Origin of the sequence: Streptomyces sp. NPDC021080, from assembly GCF_044333225.1 — a bacterium.
In the GTDB taxonomy this organism is placed as follows: Bacteria; Actinomycetota; Actinomycetes; order Streptomycetales; family Streptomycetaceae; genus Streptomyces.
The window spans coordinates 624,444-636,796 of sequence record NZ_JBIRQM010000002.1; the positions used below are offsets into that span (position 1 = coordinate 624,444).

15 protein-coding genes and 1 riboswitch are annotated in these 12,353 nt (G+C 71.4%); of the genes, 7 read left to right on the plus strand and 8 right to left on the minus strand.

Annotation, left to right across the window (positions count from 1 at the left end):
• Window positions 1-216: 216 nt before the first annotated feature.
• On the minus strand, window positions 217-351 hold the full coding sequence (locus ACH4S8_RS06795; protein WP_398391581.1) for a hypothetical protein: 135 nt from the start codon (window positions 349-351) through the stop codon (window positions 217-219).
• A gap of 156 nt (window positions 352-507) precedes the next feature.
• A riboswitch (SAM riboswitch) is annotated at window positions 508-651 on the plus strand.
• 36 nt (window positions 652-687) lie between these two features.
• Here ACH4S8_RS06795 and ACH4S8_RS06800 point away from each other — a divergent pair.
• Together ACH4S8_RS06800 and ACH4S8_RS06805 are read left to right on the plus strand one after the other, a co-directional pair.
• Window positions 688-753 carry a putative leader peptide gene (locus ACH4S8_RS06800; protein WP_351121255.1) on the plus strand — a complete coding sequence of 22 codons (66 nt, stop codon included), beginning with the start codon at window positions 688-690 and terminating at the stop codon, window positions 751-753.
• Between the two features lie 112 nt (window positions 754-865).
• Window positions 866-1,657 carry a cell envelope biogenesis protein OmpA gene (locus ACH4S8_RS06805; RefSeq protein WP_398391583.1) on the plus strand — a complete coding sequence of 264 codons (792 nt, stop codon included), beginning with the start codon at window positions 866-868 and terminating at the stop codon, window positions 1,655-1,657.
• 104 nt (window positions 1,658-1,761) lie between these two features.
• On the opposite strand, the gene ACH4S8_RS06810 is transcribed toward ACH4S8_RS06805, so the two are convergent.
• Entirely contained in the window at window positions 1,762-2,034 is a 273-nt protein-coding gene (locus tag ACH4S8_RS06810; protein ID WP_398391585.1) for a hypothetical protein, read from the minus strand.
• Between the two features lie 330 nt (window positions 2,035-2,364).
• Here ACH4S8_RS06810 and ACH4S8_RS06815 point away from each other — a divergent pair, with 330 nt between their 5' ends.
• Window positions 2,365-3,324: an expansin EXLX1 family cellulose-binding protein gene (locus ACH4S8_RS06815; protein WP_398391587.1), complete on the plus strand. Its 960-nt coding sequence runs from the start codon at window positions 2,365-2,367 to the stop codon at window positions 3,322-3,324.
• Between the two features lie 50 nt (window positions 3,325-3,374).
• Here the strand turns inward: ACH4S8_RS06815 and ACH4S8_RS06820 are convergent, their stop codons facing one another.
• The 6 genes from ACH4S8_RS06820 to ACH4S8_RS06845 all read right to left on the minus strand — a co-directional run bounded on the left by ACH4S8_RS06820 (window position 3,375) and on the right by ACH4S8_RS06845 (window position 7,918).
• Complete coding sequence (locus ACH4S8_RS06820; RefSeq protein WP_398391589.1) at window positions 3,375-4,613, minus strand: PP2C family protein-serine/threonine phosphatase; 1,239 nt, start codon at window positions 4,611-4,613, stop codon at window positions 3,375-3,377.
• A 91-nt stretch (window positions 4,614-4,704) separates the two neighbouring features.
• Window positions 4,705-5,463, minus strand: coding sequence for an IclR family transcriptional regulator (locus ACH4S8_RS06825; protein WP_398391591.1), 759 nt, complete (start codon window positions 5,461-5,463; stop codon window positions 4,705-4,707).
• A 99-nt stretch (window positions 5,464-5,562) separates the two neighbouring features.
• On the minus strand, window positions 5,563-6,309 hold the full coding sequence (locus ACH4S8_RS06830) for a class I SAM-dependent DNA methyltransferase (protein WP_398391593.1): 747 nt from the start codon (window positions 6,307-6,309) through the stop codon (window positions 5,563-5,565).
• A gap of 240 nt (window positions 6,310-6,549) precedes the next feature.
• Window positions 6,550-7,008, minus strand: coding sequence for a MarR family transcriptional regulator (locus ACH4S8_RS06835; protein WP_398391595.1), 459 nt, complete (start codon window positions 7,006-7,008; stop codon window positions 6,550-6,552).
• Between the two features lie 61 nt (window positions 7,009-7,069).
• A complete protein-coding gene (locus ACH4S8_RS06840) occupies window positions 7,070-7,429 on the minus strand; it encodes a DUF6204 family protein (protein WP_398391597.1) in 360 nt (119 codons plus the stop codon).
• Between the two features lie 129 nt (window positions 7,430-7,558).
• The gene (locus ACH4S8_RS06845) at window positions 7,559-7,918 is read right to left on the minus strand and encodes a hypothetical protein (protein ID WP_398391599.1); all 360 of its coding nucleotides are present in this window, start codon (window positions 7,916-7,918) and stop codon (window positions 7,559-7,561) included.
• A 386-nt stretch (window positions 7,919-8,304) separates the two neighbouring features.
• Here ACH4S8_RS06845 and sigK point away from each other — a divergent pair, with 386 nt between their 5' ends.
• From sigK to glpK, 4 genes are all read left to right on the plus strand, one after another.
• Window positions 8,305-8,901, plus strand: coding sequence for an ECF RNA polymerase sigma factor SigK (gene sigK, locus ACH4S8_RS06850; RefSeq protein ID WP_398391601.1), 597 nt, complete (start codon window positions 8,305-8,307; stop codon window positions 8,899-8,901).
• Window positions 8,898-9,632, plus strand: coding sequence for an anti-sigma factor domain-containing protein (locus ACH4S8_RS06855; protein ID WP_398391603.1), 735 nt, complete (start codon window positions 8,898-8,900; stop codon window positions 9,630-9,632). The genes sigK and ACH4S8_RS06855 overlap by 4 nt, the downstream gene beginning before the upstream one ends.
• Before the next feature lie 198 nt (window positions 9,633-9,830).
• A complete protein-coding gene (locus ACH4S8_RS06860) occupies window positions 9,831-10,676 on the plus strand; it encodes an MIP/aquaporin family protein (RefSeq protein ID WP_398391605.1) in 846 nt (281 codons plus the stop codon).
• A 24-nt stretch (window positions 10,677-10,700) separates the two neighbouring features.
• Entirely contained in the window at window positions 10,701-12,218 is a 1,518-nt protein-coding gene (gene glpK, locus ACH4S8_RS06865; protein ID WP_398391606.1) for a glycerol kinase GlpK, read from the plus strand.
• Window positions 12,219-12,353: the final 135 nt, after the last annotated feature.

Below are 12,353 nucleotides of genomic sequence, written 5' to 3' on the forward strand. Positions count from 1 at the left end.
GGGGGGGGTCGCGGCCCCCACGGACCCGGCGCGGCGGGGTGGTTGACTCATGAAGAGCTCCCGCGGATGCGCCCCCCCCGCCGCCGCGAGCGGACCGCGCCGGGCCGCGCCGGAGCCGGCTCGCCCCACGGCGGTGCGCGGTCGCATGCACAACGGGGGCTGGGCAGAAAGGGACGCACCGCGACAGCGGTGGTCGTCAAGGACTCTGAGGTGGCGTCAGCTCTGGCTGAGGGAGCGACACAGACACGTACACAGCGCGCTGTTGACGCGCAGCAGGTCCACGGAGCGGTCGGCGCAGAGCACATCGCGGCCGAGGCGCCGCCATGCGGCCGTCCCCTCAGCTGTGCTCATCGCCGTCACCATTTCTTCTCCGGTCGGAAGTCATCCCGTCGTGGGCCGCACGTTAGGGCTGTCCGGAAAAGAATGTCAATGCGCGTGACCACCAGGTGAGACCGCGCACCCGGCCTTCTTGACGGCGCAACAGAGCGCCCCGAGACTGGCATGGACGGTCACGATTGTCAGCGCCCACGGTGCGGGTCCCCCGCGCCTGTGGTCATCGGCCCCGGCCCGCTGACAGGCAACCCTTCCACCGCGACGGGGTGCCCCGGGTGACGACCGGGTCCCGCCGGCGCGGCGGGGCAAGCGTGGTCTCGCGTCTCGCGAGCCCTGAGGTCGGGACCGGTGGGAATGCCAAGGAACGGCTTGACGAGGCGCCTGCACATCGATCTGTTGCGTGTCTCCAGCGCTTACTGATCCGCGGCCGGTCCGTTCGATCCGGACCGGTGCGACAAGCGCAGTCAATCCGCATCCCGGCCGCCGGTGCCCACAAAGCGGCGGTGGCTTCCTTCTTCCCCCAGGGAGAGTCATGCCCGAGACAGCTTCGCGCACGTCCAGTACCGCCAACCCGCGTCCCTGTGACCAGATTTCCATCCCCTCGGCCCTTCGGCTCAAGCCCGCGACGCCGGCGGCCGCCTTCCCCCACCGTGTCGACAGCCGCATCGGTGTGGGCATCGCCGGCGGCTTCTACCCGGCGCCGCACCGCTACGAGCTGTATCTGTCGGGGAGTTGTCCGCGCTCGCTGCGGATCGCCATCACCCTCGGACTGCTCGGCCTGCGGGACTCGGTCGCCACCACCCTCCTCACGGACCCCGCGCGCACCCCCGACGCCTTCACGTCACTGCGCCGTGCCTACGAGGCCACCGAGCATCACTTCGACGGTCCGCTGACGGCGCCCGCGCTGTGCGACCGGTGGAGCGGACGCATCGTCAGCAACCACACGCCCGACATCCTCCGCGATCTCGCCGGGCTGCTCTCCGGTCACACGACGGCCTGCCCTTCCGCGCTCTGCCCTCCGTCCCTGACCGCCGACATCGAAGCGCTCCGCGATCTGCTGGCCCGCCATGTCACGCCGTCCGCCCCACCCGCGGAGCTCGCGGCGGCGCTGGATCTGCTGGACTGTCAACTCGCCTCGCGGGCCTACGTCCTGGGCGACGTCCTCACGGCCGCGGACGTGGACGCGTGGGTGGCGCTCACCGGGCTGGGCCGGTCCGGCGCCCTCGGCGCGCGTCCCCGGCTCCTGACCTACGTACGCCGCCTCGGCGACCACCCCGCCTTCCGGGGGGCGACCGGCGTGGTGTCTCCGGCAGCGAGCGTCTGACACTCCTGGCGGAACCGGGGCCGGGCAGGTGACCGGGGCCTCGCGCGGACGGCGAGCGCGGGCCCGGCCGCCGGTGCCGGCCCGGCACCGGCGGCCTTGGCGGTTCACTCGCGCGGCACCAGCAGGATGCTCACACCCTTCAGGGTCGAGGCCCACTCCCGGCCCTGGTCGAGGACCTCGCGCCCGGGCCCCAGAATCCGGTCCTGGAGGATCAACGCCGACGCGCGGAGCTCCTCCCACGGCTCCGGGACGTCGAAGGCCCGCCGGGACCGCTCCACGGAGCCGACCAGAGCGCGGCAGGCCGCCTCCACGTCGGCGACGTTCTGGCCGGCCGATCCGACACCGTCGATCGACCACGTCATCCACAGGCGGCCCATGGCACCACTGTGTCCCATCCCCGGAACCGACGCATGCCCGGTACACCGAGCACCGGTGGACCGGGGCCGGGCGGCCGGCGTGCCCCGGGGCGGGGTGACCCCCGTTCGTGCCGGAAACCGATCGAACGGGTTTGTTCGACGTGGCCCCGTCAACCCGTCGTCCGTAGTAGACATGTCCCGCCCCCACCGGACGGCGGCGGCCGGGGGTGCGGAGCGGGGCTCGGCGGCCGGTGGTTCCCGCCCTGTCCGGCGCGGAACGGGCGGCGGCCTTTTCGCTTCCCGCGGCGACCGACGGGCACAGTCCCGGCTCGATCTCCCGAACGGATGCACATGAAGGAAACGAGGCAGGGCACGCGGCGGCGCGGACACCGGCCGGGGCCGCGGTCCGTCGCCCCGGTCGCACTGGTCGCGGCAGGCGCTCTGATCTGCCTGGTCGTGGCGTTCCGGCCCGGTGACCGGTCCGACGCGGGGCACACCGCGGCGACGGCGGCCGCCGGGTCCCGGGGGACCGCGGCCGCCGGCCAGGCGTCTCCGGCCGGATCCACGTCCCCCTCGGCGTCGCGGTCGCCGAGCCCGGTCGTCTCCGCGACCGCGACGGCCCGCCCCTCGACCGCCCCGGCGCGGCCGTCGGCCTCGCCCACCTCCCGGACCACGGCCACGGCCGCTTCCCTCGCGGGACGGATCCGCCCGGGAACCGACCACCGGGGAGTGGCGACCACCTATGACGCAGGCACCGGCGACGGCGGCTCCTGCTCCTACGGTCCGAGCGACGACCTCATGACCGCGGCGATGAACCACACCGACTACGAGACGTCCAAGGCGTGCGGGGCGTACGTGCTGGTGCGCGCGGCCGGCGGCGCGACCGTCACGGTCCGGATCACCAACGAATGTCCGACGGGCTGCGCTCCCGGGCAGCTCGACCTCAGCGCGCAGGCGTTCGCCCGGCTCGCGAACCCGGCGGCCGGGCGGATCCCGGTCACGTGGAAGCTGCTGAGCCCCGCCGGCTCCGGCACGATCGCGGTCCGCTACAAAACAGGCTCCAGCCGTTACTGGTGCGCGCTCCAGGTGATCGGCCACCGGAACCCGGTGGCCGGGCTGGAACTGCGGAGCGGCGGCGGATGGCGGCAGCTGCCCCGCACCGACTACAACTACTTCCTCGCCGAGGACGGCGGCGGTTGCGGCGGCGCGATCAGGATCACCGACATCTACGGTGAACGGCTGACCGTCGACGGCATCGCGCTGCGCCCCGACGCCGTCCAGTCGACCCGGCTCCAGTTCGCGCGGCACTGACCCGGGTCAGGGGGTGCGCTCCTGAGGTGAGGGCGCCCTCTCCGGAAGGGCTACTCCGCGCCCCTGCGGCAGCCGACAGCCACTGCGGGCGGCGTCGGCGGGGAAGGGACGGAAGCGGAACCGCCGCCCACGACGGCCGCGGGTTCCGGGTCGGTGACGGCCGGCATGCGGAGCAGCAGCAGGGCCGCGTCGTCGTGCAGCCGGCCGCCCACGTGGGCCTGCAGCTCGGCGTCGAGCCCGGCGAGCGTGGTCGCCGGCTCGTCGGACACATGCCGGGCCAGGCCTTCCGCGAGAGCGTAGAACTCCCGGCCGTGGTCCCGGGCCTCGGTGACGCCGTCGGTGTACAGCAGCAGCTGGTCGCCGTCGGCCAGGGGCAGCACCTGCAGGCTCGGGGTCTCCCCCGTCAGGGCCCGCAGCCCGAGGGGCGGAGCGGGATGGACGGGGTCGACCGACGCGACGCTCCCGGACGCGCGGACGTGCAGCGGGGGCGCGTGTCCGCAGTTGACGACCTCCAGCCGGCCCGGCTCCGGGTACCCGGCGACCACGGCGGTCACGAAGTCGTCGTAGTCCAGGTTGCGCGCCAGACTCCGCTCGATCCGGGCGACGACGGTCAGGAGATCGGGCTCGTCGTAGGCGGCCTCACGGAAGACGCCGAGCACGAGCGCGGCCATGCCCACGGCCGGAAGTCCCTTGCCCCGGACGTCGCCGATGATCATCCTGACACCGTACGGGGTGGGCACGAGCGCGTAGAGGTCCCCGCCGATCCGGGCCTCCGCCGCGGCGGCGCTGTAGCGGACGGCCACCTGGAACGGTCCGACGTTCGAGGGGATGGGTGCGAGGAGGGCGTGCTGGGCCGCCTCCGCGACGGAGCGGACGGCCGCGAGGACCCGCTCCCGGCGCCAGCGCAGCGCGCTGGCCAGGGCGCTCGCCAGGGTGACGGCCCCCAGGGCGGACAGGACCGCCGTGAGCTCGCCGCCCGGAACCCCGTCCCGGGTGCCGAGCATCGCGCTCAGCGCCGCGGCCAGGAAACCGACGCACAGAACTCCGCGCGGCCGGCTGGTGGTGGCCGCCAGCGCGGGTCCGGCCGCCAACAGCGGCAGCCAGATCACCCCCGCCCCGCCGGCCAGGTCGACGAGCACGATGGCGGCGACGATCAGTAAAGGCAGCACGGGGGTGCCGAAGGCGAGGTGGGCGGCGCGCTTGCGGACCGCCGCCCAGGAACGGACGCTTCGGTTCCCGAACGTCCGTTTGGGCCAGTGCTCGCTACCGTGCTCTCGGGCATGACTCATGCTGGTCCGCAGTCCTCACCTGGGTTCATCCCTGAAATGTCCGATTGGTCTAGGAAAGACGTTCGAGGCGTGATCCACAAGAACGGAGATTTCAGATAGTGAGCGACAGGCTTCTGGTCACCCGGTTCGCGGTCGGGATCAGCCGGGTCAGGACCTCGTCGAGCCGGGACAGCCGCTCGGCGGGGAGCGAGACGCCGAGCGAGCCGAGCGTGTCCCCGCTGTAGACGGGCACGGCGACGCAGACCGTGCCGAGAGCGTACTCCTCCAGGTCCGTGACGGCCGGGGCCATCGGCGGCGAGGCCAGGCTCCGCAGCAGTTCCCGTCGGCTGGTGATGGTCCGCGGGGTGAGGTCGGCGAGGGCGTGCCGGGCGAGGTAGTCGTTGCGGGACTCCTCGTCCAGTTCCCGCAGGACGCATTTGCCCAGCGCGGTGGCGTGCCCGGCGTCCTCGAACCCGACCCACAGGTCGACCCGGGGCGCCCGGGGCCCGTCGACTATCTCGGCGACCCTGATCTCGCCCTGCTCGTAGAAGGTGAGGTAGGCCGCCGAGGCGAGTTCGTCACGCAGAGCGGCGAGTGTGGGACGGATCCGGCTGAGCCGCGTCTGGCCGCGGCCCTGGCTCTGCAGCGTCTGCATCTTGTCACCCAGGATGAAGCCACCGTCGTCAAGTTTGCGTATGTATCCGTCGTGGACGAGGGTCCGCAGCAGGTGGTAGGCGGTGGCCAGCGGCAGCTCGGTCTCGCGTGCCAGCTGTTTGGCGGGCGCGCCGTTCTCGTGCGCGCTCACCGCCTCCAGCAGGCGGAAGGCCCGCTGGACGGAGGTGATGAGCGTGGGTCCGTCGCGAGCTCCCATGCCACCAGCGTGCGCCGAGCTCACGAGACAGGCAAGGCGTCACCGGACACCCGGCCCGCGGCCGAAGCCCATGACCCGCTGGACGCGAGGGGCGCCCGGTCATGTTCGGCAGGCGGGTTTCTCCCAGACCGAGACATGCCGACGGCTCTCGCTCGTGAAGGCTTCCCCCGTCCATCCGTCCCACCGCTCGCGCAGTCGCAGCCCGGCGAGCTGAGCCATCAGATCGAGTTCCGACGGCCAGACGTACCGGAAGGGAATCGACCGGTACTCACCGCGACCGTCCACGACCTCGACGTAGTTCGAGCTCGTCGCCTGGGTGGCGACGTCGTAGATGTCGAAGGCCCATCGCGTCGGGCTCACGTGGTACGGCACGACGTTCTGCCCGGCCGGAAGCCTTCGCAGTTCCGGGACTATGACATCGATGACGAAGCAGCCCCCGGGCTCCAGGTGAGCCGCCGCGTTGCGGAAGCAGGCCACCTGCTCGGCCTGCGTCGTCAGATTCATGATCGTGTTGTAGAGCAGGTAGACGACGGAGAACGTCCCGTCCACCCTCGTCGTGGCGAAGTCACCGATCGTGACGCCGATCGCGTCACCGCCGGGCTTGGCCCGCAACCGGGCGACCATCGCTCGTGACAGGTCGATGCCGTGGACCTCGACCGCGCGCCGTGCCAACGGCAACGCGATACGACCCGTCCCGATGCCCAGCTCGAGCGCCCGGCCGCCTCCGGTCAGACCCGCCAGGAAACCGACGGTCGCGTCGATGACGTCCGGCTCGAACATCTCCCCCGACGAATCGTCGTACACCGCCGCGACACGCTCGCCGAAGTGACCGTCCCTGTTGTCCATCACCGGACCGTACCGAGGACGTCCGTCACGGCGCACGCCGATTTCGCGGGCTTCCGGCACCCTCGTCGGCAGGCGCCGTTCGCTCCGCCGTCCCGGGCTCCGGGATGGTCGCCGCCGCTTCTTCCCGGCCTCGGCCACGGTTCCACCGATCCCTGCGGCTGCCGGCGGGGCGGTCACGGCAGGAATGTCCCGGGCGGAACGTCCGGAAGGACGCCCCGTCCGGGACGGGCGGCGGCGGGTTCAGGAGCCTCCGGGCTCGCGCCGGGTGAACCCGGTGCCGCCGAGGCGACCGAGGAGGCCGGCGAGCTGTGCCGTCCCCTCCTCGGTCCACTCCGGTTCGGCGAAGATCTCTCCGGCGACGTGCTCGGCGGTGACGAGCATGTCCGCCAGCCGCTCCCGGCCGGTCTCCGTCAGCGCCGCATAGGCCACCCGCGCGTCACGGGCGTCCGCGTCGCGTCTGACGAGCCCGATGCGTTCCAGGGGGACGAGGCCCCGGGTGACGCCGGAGGCCGTCAGCCCCAACGCCTCCGCCAGGTCCACCCGGCGCATGCGGTCGCCCGGGGCCTGGGACAGCCGCAGCATCAGCGTGAAGTCGGCCAGGCTCACCCCGTGCAGTCCGCCGAGGCTCGCGTCGAACCGCTTCACCAGGGCGGCCTGCGCCCTCACCAGCCGCAGTGCCGCGTCCAGGCCTCTGCTCATTGACACCTCCTTGACTACTCAAGCATATCTGCAGCACACATCCCCCTTGCACTCCGAGGAGTCAGGGGGTGTTCTGCGCCATGGCCCGCCGCTGCCGCTTGCCGAGCGGCGCGAGGGAGAGGTCCTCACCCTGGGACTTGAGCCTCTTGAAGCCGTATCCGCGCTCGTTCAGCCAGGCTGTCGCGGCGGATTCGGCCCGTTCGAGCGCCTCCAGGATGTCCTCCTCCGCTTCTCCCGAGTCCAGGAAGCGGAAGGTGAAGGCCGGCCGGGCGGCCACGTCGTAGCTGAGGTGCCCCTCGGGGGTGAAGGCCGCCTGCAGGACGTCGTGTTCCGACGCGTGCTCCAGAAGTTCGGCACGCTGGTCGGGGCTGAGTCCGTCGAAGACACCGCGAACGGTGATACGGAAAGTGCGAGTGGTCATCGGGCGAGCCTAACCAACGGATCGGCCCTGCTCCACCGCGTTTGCGGCACGCTCGCGCCGGCACGCACCGCGGGTGAGCGGACCGGGGCGGGGTGACCGCACCCGGTCCTCACACCTCGACCGGAACCCTCAGTGGTTTTGGTGATGGCGGCAGTCCCAGTGGCCCTTGACCCACACGTGGTCCCAGTGGCCGGGAACGTAGACCCACTTCTGCATCCAGCCGTGGGTGTGATGGCCGTGGTGCCAGGAGTCCTGGTGGACCCACTTCTTGACCCAGTGTCCGGGCACCCACTTCTTCACCCAGTGGCCCTTCTTCCACTCGCAGCGGTCGTGGTGACCGTGGTGGGCGGGCGCCGTCGCCGAAGGCGTGGGCGACGGTGCCGGGGTCGCGGCAGCGGAACCGGCCATGCCCAGCGCGGCCCCTCCGGCCAGCAGGCCTGTCGCGGCCACACCGGCGAGCAGCCGCCGGGGGCTGATGTGTGTGGTCATCGGACTCACCTCCCTCGAAATGCTGTGGACGTGCACAACGGGGGCGATGTCCGGGAAGTCCGCGCCGAAGCTGACGGTACGTTTCCGGGCCCTCGATGTGCGGGACATAAGCCATTCGGAGCAACGAAAGGTACGTATGAGGATAGACCCATGTAAGTTTTTGGTTCGAGTTTTCGGAGGGGGATCGGACGGGCCGCTTCCCCGGCCGCTCGCAGTCATCCGCGGGCCCGGCGGCCACGAATACACGGTGAAGAGCCCCCTCCCCCTCGAGGCCGGTCGGCGAACGGCCCCGCCGCGCTGCGAAGGAGACGGCCGCGCCGGAGAGTCGAACCAGTCGGGCCGGTCGGGCCGGGCGAGAAGGAAGCAACGGACGGATTCTGTGAGCGATGCCCAAGACCGGCCAGGACGGACACGGTTCGCGACGGCACCCATCGGCGGAGACCTGGCTGGACGCCCGGCTCGAGCGCGCCGCGCAGGGCGACCAGGACGCGTTCGCCGACGTGTACGACACCCTCGCGCGGCCGGTCAAGGGCCTGATCTGCCGCGTACTGCGGGACGAGGCACAGGCCGAGGAGGTGACACAGGACGTGATGGTGGAGATCTGGCGGACGGCTGACCGCTATCGCCCCGAGCTCGGCAGCGCCCGGGGATGGGTCCTGACCCTCGCGCACCGGCGGGCCGTCGACCGGGTCCGGCACGTCCAGGCCAGTACGGAGCGGGAGCGGCGCAGCGCCCTGCTCGCGGAGGACCGCCCCTTCGACGAGGTCGCCGAAGCAGTGGAGCGGCACGAGGACCACGACCGGGTGCAGCGCTGCCTCGCCGAGTTGCAGCGGCATCAACGCGTACCGCTGGTGCTCGCCTACTACCAGGGCATGACCTATCTCGAGGTCGCCGCCTGCCTGGCCACGCCGGCCGGCACCGTGAAGTCCAGGATGCGCTCCGGGCTGCGTCTGCTCCGCAGATGTCTGGAGGCCGGCAGATGACGGCCGCCGAAGACCCGCACCAGCTCATCGGCGCGTACGTCCTGCACGCCCTGCCGGCGTCCGAGGAAGCCTCGTTCGAGAACCATCTGGCCGGCTGCCCCGCGTGCCGGGACGAGGTGGCGGAGCTGACCGGGGTCACGCTGCGACTCGCCTCGGCCCAGGACGCGACCCCCTCCCCCGAACTGCGCCGCCAGGTCCTCGAACAGATCGCCCGCACGCGCCAGGAGCGTCTCCCGCGCACCCTTCCGGTCCGCCGGCGGGCACTGCGGGCGGCCCTGGCCGCATGCCTGGCCCTCGCGGCCGCGCTCGGCGGAATCGCCGTCTGGCAGCACACCCGGGCGGACGAGGCGCACGCCGAGGTCACCGCCGGAAAGGCACAGGCCTCTGCTCTCGCCGACCTCCTGACGGCCCGGGACGCCACGATCAGCACGCGCAGACTGAGCGGCGGGGCCGACATCAGCGTGGTCTCCTCCCGCTCCCAGGGACGGGCGGCCTTCATCGCCTCGGACCTGCCCCGCCTCGAGAACGACCAGGTCTACGAACTCTGGTACGCCGCGAAGTCCGGTGACCTGCGCCCGGCGGGCCTGCTCCCGGGCTCCGGCGGCGGGCACGCCCAACTGCTCCACGGCTCCCTGGGGGACGTCAGCGCCGTAGGCATCACGGCCGAACCGGCGGGCGGATCACGGCAGCCCACGAGCGAGCCGCTCGGCATCGTCACGGTGCCCGCCTGACGTGCCCGGATCCGCTCCGGCCCTCTCGGGGACGACCATTCCCCACAGCGTCAGAACGTCATCGTCCAGGACGATGTAGCGACAAAACACGATAGTTAACTTTTGATGCAAATTGCTCTTGATCATCCTATGCTGAGGTGAGGGAGGGCTCGGGCGGCGGTCAACAGCCGGTCCTGGACCGGCGGGAAGCGGGCTTCCATGACTGAGCGGTTCAGAAGGTCGGGGCTGATCGGCGAGCTGTCCGGTGAGTTCCTCGGCACGATGATTCTCATCCTCTTCGGGTGCGGCGTGGTGGCGCAGGTGGTCGCCGGCGGAGCACTCACGACGCCGCCGGGCGGTCTGGGAAACCACGACAGCATCGCCTGGGCCTGGGGTATCGGCGTGACCATGGGCGTCTACGTCGCGGCACGGCTGAGCGGCGCCCACCTCAACCCCGCGGTGACCGTGGCCCTCGCCACGTTCAGGGGATTCCCGTGGCGCAAGGTGGCTCCCTACGTGGTGGCCCAGGCCGTCGGCGCCTTCGTGGCCGCGCTGATCGTGCGCTGGAACTACACGGAAGCCCTGGCGAAGGTCGACCCCGGACACACCATCAAGACCCAGGGCGTGTTCTCCACGCTGCCCGCCAACGGCAATCCGAACCTGCCGGTCCACGAGTGGGGCGCGTTCCGCGACCAGATCATCGGCACCGCCATCCTGCTGCTGGTGATCATGGCGGTCACCGACCTGCTCAACACCCCGCCCGGCGCGAACCTGGGCCCGTTCATCATCGGCCTGCTCGTCGTGGGCATCGGCATGGCGTGGGGCACCCTCGCCGGCTACGCGATCAACCCGGCACGTGACTTCGGACCGCGCCTGGCCAGCTTCCTCACGGGATACGGAGGGGCATGGCGAGATCAGTACGGCAACTTCTACTTCTGGGTGCCGATCCTCGGTCCGCTGATCGGCGGCGTGCTCGGCGCCGGCATGTACAAGCTCTTCATCGGCCGGTTCCTGCCGATGGCGGAGCCCGAGCCACCGGGACAGATCCCGGTTCCCCAGGACTGACACCCGCAACAGAGGCGGCGACCCATGGCTGACTTCGTGGGCGCGGTGGACCAGGGGACCACCAGCACCCGATTCATGATCTTCGACCACGCGGGCAACGAGGTGGCGAAGCATCAAATGGAACACTCCCAGATCCTTCCGCGCTCCGGATGGGTCGAGCACGACCCGGTGGAGATCTGGGAACGCACCAACTCGGTGATCCAGAACGCCCTGCGGCACAAGAACCTGACCGCGGAGGACCTGGTGGCGATCGGGATCACCAACCAGCGGGAGACCACCGTCGTGTGGGACCCGCGCAACGGCCGTCCCTACTACAACGCCATCGTCTGGCAGGACACCCGGACCGACTCCATCGCCGCGGCCCTGGAGCGTTCCGGCCGGGGCGACGTCATCCGCCGCAAGGCGGGACTGCCGCCCGCGACCTACTTCTCCGGCGGCAAGATCCAGTGGATCCTGGAGAACGTCGACGGGGTCCGCGAAGCGGCGGAAGCGGGCCACGCCCTGTTCGGCAACACGGACGCCTGGGTCCTGTGGAACCTCACCGGCGGCCCCGACGGCGGCATCCACGCCACCGACGTGACCAACGCCAGCCGCACCATGCTGATGGACCTCGAGACCCTCGACTGGGACGACGAACTGCTGGGCTTCTTCGGTGTGCCGAGGGCCATGCTGCCCAGCATCAACTCCTCGTCCGACCGCGAGGCGTACGGCACGACGCGCATGTCCAGGCCGCTGCGCGCCCCCATCCCCATCACCGGCGTGCTCGGCGACCAGCAGGCGGCCACCGTCGGACAGGTCTGCTACGCGCCCGGCGAGGCCAAGAACACGTACGGCACCGGCAACTTCCTGGTCCTCAACACCGGTACGGAGCCGGTCCGTTCGCGGCACGGCCTGCTGACCACCGTCGCCTACCGGTTCGGCGGCGATCCGGCCGTCTACGCGCTGGAGGGCTCCATCGCGGTCACCGGATCCGCGATCCAGTGGCTGCGCGACCAGATGAAGATCGTCACGGACGCGGCGGACAGCGAGACGCTGGCCCGCACCGTGGAGGACAACGGCGGGATGTACTTCGTCCCGGCGTTCTCGGGCCTGTTCGCCCCGTACTGGCGCTCCGACGCCCGCGGCGCGATCGTCGGGCTCGCCCGGTACAACAGCAACGCCCACCTGGCCCGGGCGACGCTGGAGGCCATCTGCTACCAGAGCCGCGATGTCGTCGAGGCGATGGAGCAGGACTCCGGAGTCCATCTGGACGTGCTCAAGGTCGACGGCGGTGTGACCGCCAACGAGCTGTGCATGCAGATCCAGGCCGACGTCCTCGGTGTGCCCGTCAGCCGTCCCGGCATCGCCGAGACCACCGCGCTCGGTGCCTCGTACGCGGCGGGACTGGCCACCGGCTTCTGGCAGGACACCGACGAACTGCGCACCCACTGGCAGGAGTCCAGGCGCTGGGAGCCCCAGTGGTCCGAGGACCGGAGGCGACAGGGGTACGCGGACTGGAAGAAGGCCGTGGAGCGCACACTCGACTGGGCGAAAGTGGAATAGGAGGGCGCGTCGGCCACGCCGGTGGCCGGCGGTGTCCCGTTCGGCCCCGGACCCATGGCGCGTCCGGGGCCGAAGCCTCCAGGGCTCATGCCCGTGTGCGGTCGTCAACCCCTCCGGTCCCGCTGCGGACCGCTG

Excerpts from the sequence above, each read along its gene's own strand:
- ACH4S8_RS06795 (WP_398391581.1), bottom strand. The coding sequence starts at position 351 with ATGAGCACAGCTGAGGGGACGGCCGCATGGCGGCGCCTCGGCCGCGAT.
- ACH4S8_RS06825 (WP_398391591.1), bottom strand. The coding sequence starts at position 5,463 with ATGGGAGCTCGCGACGGACCCACGCTCATCACCTCCGTCCAGCGGGCC.
- glpK (WP_398391606.1), top strand. The coding sequence starts at position 10,701 with ATGGCTGACTTCGTGGGCGCGGTGGACCAGGGGACCACCAGCACCCGA.
- ACH4S8_RS06805 (WP_398391583.1), top strand. The coding sequence starts at position 866 with ATGCCCGAGACAGCTTCGCGCACGTCCAGTACCGCCAACCCGCGTCCC.
- ACH4S8_RS06830 (WP_398391593.1), bottom strand. The coding sequence starts at position 6,309 with ATGGACAACAGGGACGGTCACTTCGGCGAGCGTGTCGCGGCGGTGTAC.
- ACH4S8_RS06820 (WP_398391589.1), bottom strand. The coding sequence starts at position 4,613 with ATGAGTCATGCCCGAGAGCACGGTAGCGAGCACTGGCCCAAACGGACG.
- ACH4S8_RS06840 (WP_398391597.1), bottom strand. The coding sequence starts at position 7,429 with ATGACCACTCGCACTTTCCGTATCACCGTTCGCGGTGTCTTCGACGGA.
- ACH4S8_RS06860 (WP_398391605.1), top strand. The coding sequence starts at position 9,831 with ATGACTGAGCGGTTCAGAAGGTCGGGGCTGATCGGCGAGCTGTCCGGT.
- ACH4S8_RS06855 (WP_398391603.1), top strand. The coding sequence starts at position 8,898 with ATGACGGCCGCCGAAGACCCGCACCAGCTCATCGGCGCGTACGTCCTG.
- ACH4S8_RS06845 (WP_398391599.1), bottom strand. The coding sequence starts at position 7,918 with ATGACCACACACATCAGCCCCCGGCGGCTGCTCGCCGGTGTGGCCGCG.
- ACH4S8_RS06815 (WP_398391587.1), top strand. The coding sequence starts at position 2,365 with ATGAAGGAAACGAGGCAGGGCACGCGGCGGCGCGGACACCGGCCGGGG.
- ACH4S8_RS06835 (WP_398391595.1), bottom strand. The coding sequence starts at position 7,008 with ATGAGCAGAGGCCTGGACGCGGCACTGCGGCTGGTGAGGGCGCAGGCC.
- sigK (WP_398391601.1), top strand. The coding sequence starts at position 8,305 with ATGCCCAAGACCGGCCAGGACGGACACGGTTCGCGACGGCACCCATCG.
- ACH4S8_RS06810 (WP_398391585.1), bottom strand. The coding sequence starts at position 2,034 with ATGGGCCGCCTGTGGATGACGTGGTCGATCGACGGTGTCGGATCGGCC.